The following is a 9518-nucleotide window of genomic DNA, read 5'->3' on the forward strand; positions in this document are numbered from 1 at the left end:
CCTCCATCACTTACCAGCAATCCCAATACAATTTGTGGGTTTTGATGTTTTCCGTCTTTACTAAAACCGGTAATTCTAAGCTCATCTTCCTTTGAAGCCTCAAAATATAAGGTAGTCACATCATAAAATACAACTGATAAAGCATTGTCGTACAAGCTTAAGGTGTGCTTTAAGCTGATTTCCTTAATCTGTTCCATTTGTTCCTTATGGAGCTTATCAAGATAGCGGTAGACACTATAAACACTTATTTCTACACCTTTATACTTGAATAGATAATCCACTGTTCTTAGTTTACTTACCGGGTAAATTAAGCGAGTAATAACTAAATGACGGAAGAGCTCTTCCTCAATAGTATTAAATCCAATTTCATCAAATAATTTCCCTAAAAGTAATTCCGGGCCCACCAGATAAAAAGTGTCCAAACTATTCATAAAAGCATCGACAAATTCCAGCTCTTTATCTCTATCAAAACTCATGGAAACCTGACCAGCAAGCTTAACAATCCGCTGCTTCCCTTTCTTTACCAGGTGTTCAATCTCTTGAGGATCGTCTGAACTACCAACCGTTTCAAGCACAACATATTTACCAGATGACTTATCAATAATCTGGATGCTGATTAAACCACTTTTATTAGGCTTCTTTCTGACGAACATAATCCTGATAAAAATAGCATTTTGACCTTAAAAAAAGCTGGGACACCCTATGCAAAACATAAACTCCAGTATTTACAAGGGGTTAGAGGTTATGAAGGGAGGAGCCGCACAAAACAGGAAAATGGAAAATTAAGACTCTATGAAAGCTGGAAATGGACTTCTGGCGATAAGTCAAGCGGAAATTCCATTTTGGAAGAATTATAGTTTGAGTTAAAAGAAGGGAAAAGCCGAAAACTTGTTATATGGAAATAAATCTTGTCTTTTTAGTCTCAAGAGTAACGACATTTTTTTAAGCCTGCATAAGGATATAAAGTTTTGAATCTTTCATTATATAATTAGATTTTCCTCTATAGGTTGGTTTAGACAAAACTTAATCTGGATTTATTTTCTAGATAATCATCCACAGAACTAATAGTACCAGCTTCTTTATCTTCTTCGTGATCAAAATAGGCATACCCAATTTTTTTCAGATTTCCGTAAACCTCACATAACTGACTTCCCGAGTAATAACAAGTACCTTTGAATTTTCCTATGTTGGCATTAAAAACACTTTCGGTTAGTAGAAAATAGGGCTTAATTGAAATGGAATTCTTAAGAAGCCTATGAGCTTCGATCACTGCTTTTCCGTTTTTCAAAATCACTTATGGAATAAGTAGCTATTTCTCCATAATGGGCAATCATTTTTAAGGAAAGATTAATTTTCATATCATTTTCCAGGCTTAGCTCCTTAACTTTTCGCTGAAGCCCTCCAGCATAATTTCATATTGATTCTTTATTTGTATCGGGGTTAAGGTGTTCTTCGTATAAAACAAAACGGCATCTCCTTCAATTTCCGAAATTTCGAGATTTAGGATATTATTATTTATGATCCCCTGAAGGAGCTGCCTGGTTATTTCACGCCCTGCCGAAAATTCGGTCTCATTAACGAATTTTGTAAATCCGCTTATATCCGGAATCAGGATGGTACCAGATAAAAGAACAACACTTGACCATATCCGGAAGGTCTAATGATCAATATACTTGTAGGTACAGTTTTTAGTGATCCTGATTGCCACTGGTAACACTCCTTTGAAATTGAGCTTTTTTTCAAAGAATAGTTTTTGCTCTTGCTGACTTAGTTGAACTGTGTATGTTGCGAAAGTTAAAGGATTATAAATAAATCAATTTGTACCGCTTTATTAAGAGGTGTGCAAGACTTTACCGCTGTATACTCTACTGCTCGGTAAGGAAAAATCCTATTCGCTTCAAAACTTCATCTACCTTCAAAACTCTATTCAAGGACGATAAATTCCGACCTCCTATTTCTCTGATGTTCTGCAGAAGAACATGCTGAACCATTTCCGCAATCATTCAGTAGTCTCTCTTCCCCGAAGCCTTTTGCCTTAAGCCGTTGCTCGGAAATGCCCTTTTCAATTAGATATCTCTTAGTAGATTGGGCCCTTCTTTCCGATAAAGCTTTATTATATGAATCAGATCCTCTACTATCAGTATGAGACCTAATTTCAAGTTTTAGGTCTGGATAATCCTGCATAACCATAAGAAGTTTCTCTAGTTCAATTTGCGCATCACTTCTTATATTAGCCATATCAAAATCAAATAATATATTTTTGATATTTAACAAGCTACTAATATCGGTTCCTGGTACCAGAGCAAGAGTGTTCCTTCTTAAAGAAAAATTAATTTCTTGTTCTTCTTCTCTTGGTTTATTAAATTTCTCTTTGGAATCATAATCTTCTTTATCTGCCTGCAATCTATACTTGCTAAAATAATTAACAGCAATGCTGTAATTTCCTGCACCATCGGTAGCTATCGAATCGTATAGCTTGCCGTCAGTATACAACTTAACACTGGCATTTACCAGGGGTTCTCCTGTATCCTCTTCAAGAACTTTACCCAGGATTATAGCCTTATAAGCGTTTTGAATATTCTCCTTCTCTTTTAAAGTATAAATGTTATCATAACCAAATGTGCCATTCTCCTTTCTGTTTGAACTAAAGAAACCCTGCTTTGTTTTTTGATTTACTCCAAAGGAGAAATCGTCTGCATAAGAGTTAATCGGACGGCCTATATTAAGAATATTACTGACTTCTGAACCCTCCATCTTCACATAGAAAACATCTAGCCCTCCAAGTCCGAAATGCCCGTCAGATGAAAAATAAAGCTCGCTATTATTCGAAATAAAAGGAAAGGTTTCTTTGCCTTTTGTATTAATTTCTGGCCCCAGGTTTTCTGGTTCACTCAAACTTCCATCCTTATGAATAGCTGCTCTGTAGATATCTGATTCTCCAAAACCACCTGGCCGGTCTGAAGCAAAATAAAGATATTCTTCTTCTTTATCAAGGGTTGGGTGCGCAGTAGAATATCCTTGAATATTTATTGATAAATCTTCCAGGTTCTTCCATTTACCATTATTCAATTCTGCTCGGTAAATCTTTAAATACTGATTTTGGTTTTTATTATTATTACTTCTCGTGAAATACAGGGTTTTTCCATTTTCAGACAAGGTTGCTGAAGATTCGTGGTATTTACCACTTATACTTTTAAGTTTTTTAGGTTTGCCCAGTAGGGAATCCTGTTTTAATTCAACCTCATATAAATTCAAAAAACTAAGACCGTCCCAGGAATTTTTTCTTTTTACGAAGACTCCAGTATCCTGGGTTGAAGCATAGATTAACTTCCCGTTTTTGAAAGAATGACCAAATTCTCTCCCATTTGTATTGATTCCTTTTAATTTTTGTATGGAATATCTTCCAGAGTTTCTTTCAATTAAATACAAATAATCCTCGGCAGTAAGTCCATCTTTTTCCTGGAATAGGTTATAGTAACTTTCCGCCTTTTTCGAATTACCAGTAGCCTGAAGAGATTGCGCATAGCGTCTCAAATACTTCTCTTCCTGATCTTCATTTAAGGAAAAAAGTTTTGTATACCATACAAGGGCATCACTATATGCCGCATTAAAATAGTATGAATTACCAAGTCTTTGAAAAAGTTCTTCGGATTCAAAGCCTTTTTCAGCTACTTTCAGGTATATTTCTCTAGCATTGATATATCCATAGTTTTCATATTTTTTTTCAGCCATATCAAGTTTAGCCTCTTGAGCTTCAATTGATGAAATTGAAAAGAACAACAGTAATAAATACAGATATTGATAATTCTTATTCATACAATTTTTTATTAACTAAATTAAAAGAATCGAGGGTTTACACTATTGCGTATTTTTGTACCTAATTCAAATCGTAGAAAAATTTCATGAGTACCGGAATGGTACCTGGTCAAGGGAGTAGTATCATAATCATACGCATAGCCAACCATAATTTGATCAGATAAATTAAAAGCTGCAAGGGCACTTACGGCGGCATCCAAACGGTAAGCTGCTCCTAGGGTAAATTGATCATATAACTGCAAATTCGCCGATATATCAACGGCTAAAGGTGCTCCGGAAACCGCTTTCAATAAAAATGCAGGCTTTAATTTTACATCTTGATTTAAATCAAAAACATATCCTCCAATAGCATACATATGCATTTTCTCTGAAGCAGTAGAAACAGCAATTTCATCATAATGTTCTGTTTCAAGCATATTTGGAGTAGATAAGCCAAAATACCATTTGGTGGAATGCAGGTAAAAACCTAATCCTACTACCGGGGAAGTAAGATTTCGGCTAACTAAATTAATATCATTTGGATTTTCAATATCCAATTTATTCATATCCAGATTAAACATGTTCAGCCCTGCTTTTAATCCAAAGGAAAGTTTGGTTTCGGCATTAAAAACAGGTATGCTGTAAGAGAAATCTGCTGTTAAAATGTCTTCTGAAGAAGGTCCTATACGATCGCTTACAAAATTTAATCCTAAGCCAACCCTTCGTAGACCTATAGGTGTGTTTAAAGAAAAATTCAAGGTTTCCGGTGCACCTTCCAAACCTACCCACTGATTCCGGTACATTCCAAAAGTACTCAACATCCCCCTGCTCCCAGCATATCCCGGGTTGATGCTCACCGTATTGTACATATACTGGCTATATTGAGAATCCTGCTGCGCGTTTAGGTCCTGATAGAAAAGGCCCATGCTCACCAATAAGAAAAAAAATATTTTTTTTAAATGTATACTCATCGCATTTTTTTTAACAAATTAGTTACCGTTCAGATATAGATAACCTGCCTTTTTAAACGTTTCTAATTGATCGCCACCTACTTCGTAATCAAATTTTAATATATAAAAATAGGTTCCAGATGGTAATTGCTCATCACCGTTTACATTCAGCCTTCCTCGAGAGAAGCCATCAAACAGGTCTCCCTCTTCCCCATAATTATTGGTTTCAAACACTTTAACTCCCCAGCGGTTATAAACTTCGACTTGCAGGTTTTCAGTACAGGAATTTGAAGAACCGGTGTTAATTTTGAAATAATCATTTACCCCATCACCATTAGGAGAGACCGCATTATAAACTGAAATCTCACAAGGAAGAATACCGGAATCATCCATTCTTGCCATAGTAAAAATGCCGTATTTTTCAACAAGGGTAGACACTGTTTGATTGGTATTATCTACAATTCCACCTTCATCTACCCACCTATTTTCAGATTCGTCCCACCTAACGATATGTATCGATTCTTCCCTTGGTTCTTGAAGGATTGCTGCTGGAGTAGTTTCTTCACTCCATGACAGCGTGATAAATGCCTCCTCCGCACCTCCAATATGCTCTATGGTCCAATACTCTTTGTTATTTATAAGCTGCACAAAATCGGGACGTAATTCGTGAGAATATAAAACGTCACTATTTTCCAGGAAATATTTTGCTTCAACTATACTGGCATCATTAATCAAATCCGCTGTACCGGCATATCTATAATAACCTCCATCTCCTATAGGGAAAATAAAATCCTCTTTTCCAAAGTGCCCCACTTTTCCATCTACATGACTTTCATTTGAAGTATTCACATGGCTTGCGTTCTCTCCATAGAAGATGCTTCCTCCATAATTATCATTATCAACTATACCCTGAAAAAAATTGGATTCCCCCTCTATGGTTAATGTGCTGTATAAATGGAAAGGCACTTCATCACTGGAGTTATAGAACTCTACATCATATAGGTAGCTTTCTTTACTGCCTGATAATTCCTGTATATTCTGCCCAATAAAGCGGGTAAGGCCCGTATTGCCATAGAAATTAATAATTCCATCATTGGAGAAATTACTATAAATAAAAGCTTCCCCGTCATTATAAAATTCCCCCGAACCCTCATTTTGAAAATCTTTGACTACAGATATTTGAGTTCCTTCACTTACATAGAGTTTACCTGAGTTTGTGGTTTGAGCGATACCTGCTCCGGAAATAAGAAAGAGAAGTAGAAACAGCTTTATATTATTCTCGTATAAATATTTCATATTTAAGGAGTTTTAGCTTTTGAGGGGAGCATTGGATTAGTCATTATTAAACAGGGGGTTTGATTTTTCCCACTACCATAGCCTGTCATAGTAGTGGCTCCTACTACGTTCTGTGTGGCAGTAATGGTATTGGATCCCGAGGTATTCCAAGGAATACTATTAAATATATTACCATTAGTCAACACCAAAGGAAACAATGGGCCGCCCGAAGCTTTACTTGCATAAAGAGCTACCGATCCCGTAGGGCTTATAACCACCCTGATAAGAGGGGCTGAAGCATTTCCTGTCATTTCCCATACAGCTCCTTCTGTATCCGTTTCATATTCGTCACCATCGGCAAAGCGAATATTGATACCGGACGTACCCGAAGATTGAAATTCAAGTTCATCTACAGCCAATTGAGTACCGTTAATCTCCAGGTTAAATGAATTATCCAGGGTATAAATATCAAACTGGAAACCGTAATCAGTCGCTGGTTGATTAAAAGTTACCGATTCGCCATCTGATAAGTCAAAGCGCTCGCCTGCTACGTCTTCCTCACACCACCCGGTAGCACACCCTCCCATACTTTCCGGGAGAGAACTATCTTTCACTAGGACCAATATTTCCGTTAGTTCACTTTCACAACCTCCTTCACTCTGACTCACATAATAGGTATCGTAACCCGGCGTAGACGTATTGGGTATTACCGGAGAACCTCCTTCGTTAAGATACCAGGTAAGGGTATATCCAGGATCAGCAATATCACCTGTTGGAATAGTTTCCCCCTGACAAACTTCAATATATCCGGCTACCGGCACACTTGGGACAGGAGGTTGTGAGGCTATATTTACTGAAGAACTATTGTTACCCAGGTTTTCCGGAGGTTCAATATTACTTCCGGAACCATTAAATTCCACTTCTGCAGTATTGGTATAACCCGAAGAAGTTCCAGCATCTATGGAAAAAGTAATTGGTGGTGCCGACAATCCCGACCCCAGAGTACCGATACCATCTAAAGTAAATGTGTGTATAGTACCATTACCGTTATGCGTCCAACCCGTACTGTTATTGATAAGTGTGGCTCCCGCCGGTAATTCATCAGTTACCACTACCGCATTGGTATTGCTGTAGTTTAAGTCATCTGTTCCCATATTAGAAACTGTTATGGTAAATTCATTACCATTCGTGACATCTAAACACTGCTGGTTAGCATCTTTTTCGATAGTCAGGTCTACGCCCTCTGCAATGACAGGAGTACTTACCGTAGCAGTATTATTGGCCAAATCTGAGTCGGTAATTTCATTGTTTTCAATATTGACTCTATTTTGAAGTAAATTCCCCTCTGGAATATCGGTTAATGTACCTTTTACCGTAATCTTTCCGGTACTGTTTGCCGACAAACCTACAGTTCCGTTAAAATTTCCGGAGGTTATCGGTGTTCCCGCAGTAGGTGAAGGTAAACTGGCACTGGTAAAACCACTATGGCTAATGTCTGTGATATTAAGCATTCCGTTGGGTATAGAATTTCCCTCCCCATCAGTAAGTTGATCTTCTACATCAATAGCCGTTAGTGCTACAGGCGTATCATTAGTCACCTCTATAATATAGGTGACTTCATTTTCATTTCCTGAGCCGGGTACGGAACGCAATGTACTTTTATCGACCAATTTTCCTACCCTCAAATTTCCGGGTGTTGTTACCAAAAGGTTTCGGATTTCGTGATAATTATACGAACCACCTGTTGAAGCGGCGAAACCCAGTTTTAAAAGTTCAGGAGGAGCCTCAGTTGTTGTGTAGGAAATCAATTCCGTAAAACTTCCCCCTAAATCTTTAGACCATCGAACGTCAATGTCAAAAAAACCTCCACCGGTCGGTGTGATTTGTATTTGTACTCTTCTATAAAATAAATCATCACTCGGACGTATTGCTGTTCCTGTATTATAATCTATTTGATTTTCGTTTCGATTTCCTGTATTGGTATTAATTGACAGGACTTGATCTGGATCTCTAAGCGTAACACCATCCAAATATTCGTTAGTAGTAATTGTATTGTTTGTAGTAGGTCCCCTTAGCACTAGGGCATTAGGCTTTTCACCAGGTCCTCCATTTCTTCCTTCCGTCGGATTCGCAAAATTACCATACGAATCCAGGCCTATTCCGATATAACCGCCGGTTACACCATAGTCAGCGTCATTACCATTAGCATACCCTAGAGATCCCCCATAGGCTCCCAATTCGAAATTTCCTGGTCCATAATTGGCATCAAACAAAAACACACCAACTCCATCTGCTCCTGGATCAATTCCATTCTCTCGCCACATTTTATATTCAAAATCTACTATAACCCCAAGAGTAGAAGGAAAGGACCTATTAACATAGGCATAGCCTTTTTGATTACCAGTATCTTCTGTTAAACGCAACCAGCCAGCATTTATGGGATCGACTACTCCTGATGTCAGATAAGCTTGATCACCCAAAATGACATCCTGGGAGCCACTGCCCCTAAAGTCATCCGTGATAGTAAACTGTGCTGAAACTTTAAAAGGAGCGAGTAACAAAACAATACTGGTAATTAGTATATGTATTATGTTTTTCAAATTGTTAAATTTAAATTTTGACTTTACATTTCTTGTCTCAAATGAGCATACAAGGTTTCTATAACCTTACAATTCCGTAGTACTATTTCACTACAAATACAATGTTCATAAAGGATGCTGCACTGTTTGTAGAGCTTATAACGTCATAAGTTAAGTTTCCAACAGCATCGATAGATACGTTTTCAAACACTGTATCATCATAATAGGTGATATAGTACTCTAAATCATTGGCATCCAAGGTTGGAATAGCTCCCGAGGCTCCGCTACTCGATACCACAGGAGAACCAAATTGGTCCACATAATCCTGATGTAAATTGCGAGTAATGCCTGTATCCTGTGTTGAAGTATCGAACACTACACTTGGCATATAAAAGAATTTAGGCATTGCTGCTTTTAATTGTTTCAATTCTCCAGTATTTGGATCTGCCACTACAATATTATCGGTTGCTGAACCATCCTGTAGCCCCTCTACTGCAAGAGTATTTGTAGCATCTGTAGTTATAGCTGTTGGCTGGATTAAATCTCCTCCTAGTTGAATATTATCAGTTGTAGCTGTAACCCCATTATTGGCACTTACTTCCAATGCCCCTGTAGTTGTGTTTTGGGTCAATCCATCTCCGGCAACATTAGAATTAATATCTGAAGCCTCAATAGCTCCGTCTACGATGTTTTCAGTATTCACAGCGTTATCAGCCAACTTATCGTTGGTGATTCCATCTGCAGCTACCCTTAAATTGGCTTCTACCAAAGTAGCACCTGTACCATCAACCACAGTAATTGAGCCGTCTCCTGCGGTTAAATCTGCTCCGTCTACATTTTCTGAGGATATATTTCCGTAAGTAACATTTCCAGAACCATCGGCAATGCCTACCTGACCAGAAGTTGCGCTGCCGGAATT

General features: G+C 37.8%; 8 protein-coding genes and 1 pseudogene. 1 reads left to right on the top strand and 8 read right to left on the bottom strand.

The window, feature by feature from the left end; genetic code table 11:
• Window positions 1-653, bottom strand: a 653-nt coding sequence (locus B5X53_RS18615; RefSeq protein WP_455430934.1) for an IS1634 family transposase, incomplete at its 3' end; no start/stop codon positions are given.
• A gap of 21 nt (window positions 654-674) precedes the next feature.
• On the opposite strand from B5X53_RS18615, the gene B5X53_RS19430 reads away from it, so the two are divergent.
• On the top strand, window positions 675-857 hold the full coding sequence (locus B5X53_RS19430) for an avidin-fold protein (protein WP_234999253.1): 183 nt from the start codon (window positions 675-677) through the stop codon (window positions 855-857).
• Between the two features lie 155 nt (window positions 858-1012).
• Here the strand turns inward: B5X53_RS19430 and B5X53_RS18625 are convergent, their stop codons facing one another.
• From B5X53_RS18625 to B5X53_RS19095, 7 genes and pseudogenes are all read right to left on the bottom strand, one after another.
• Window positions 1013-1288, bottom strand: coding sequence for a hypothetical protein (locus tag B5X53_RS18625; protein ID WP_198550727.1), 276 nt, complete (start codon window positions 1286-1288; stop codon window positions 1013-1015).
• Window positions 1289-1372: 84 nt separating this feature from the next.
• Window positions 1373-1648 (bottom strand): DUF2652 domain-containing protein, encoded by a 276-nt coding sequence (locus B5X53_RS19700; RefSeq protein WP_143533293.1) that lies wholly within the window; start codon window positions 1646-1648, stop codon window positions 1373-1375.
• Between the two features lie 275 nt (window positions 1649-1923).
• Window positions 1924-3816: an OmpA family protein gene (locus tag B5X53_RS18630; protein ID WP_079714712.1), complete on the bottom strand. Its 1893-nt coding sequence runs from the start codon at window positions 3814-3816 to the stop codon at window positions 1924-1926.
• Window positions 3817-3836: 20 nt separating this feature from the next.
• Entirely contained in the window at window positions 3837-4766 is a 930-nt protein-coding gene (locus tag B5X53_RS18635) for a PorP/SprF family type IX secretion system membrane protein (RefSeq protein ID WP_079714713.1), read from the bottom strand.
• An 18-nt stretch (window positions 4767-4784) separates the two neighbouring features.
• The gene (locus B5X53_RS18640) at window positions 4785-6041 is read right to left on the bottom strand and encodes a T9SS type B sorting domain-containing protein (protein WP_079714714.1); all 1257 of its coding nucleotides are present in this window, start codon (window positions 6039-6041) and stop codon (window positions 4785-4787) included.
• Window positions 6042-6043: 2 nt separating this feature from the next.
• Complete coding sequence (locus tag B5X53_RS18645) at window positions 6044-8620, bottom strand: DUF11 domain-containing protein (RefSeq protein WP_143533292.1); 2577 nt, start codon at window positions 8618-8620, stop codon at window positions 6044-6046.
• An 82-nt stretch (window positions 8621-8702) separates the two neighbouring features.
• A pseudogene (locus B5X53_RS19095) lies at window positions 8703-9518 on the bottom strand (hypothetical protein); the annotation flags it as partial.

The organism is Salegentibacter salinarum, assembly GCF_900168115.1.
GTDB lineage: Bacteria > Bacteroidota > Bacteroidia > Flavobacteriales > Flavobacteriaceae > Salegentibacter > Salegentibacter salinarum.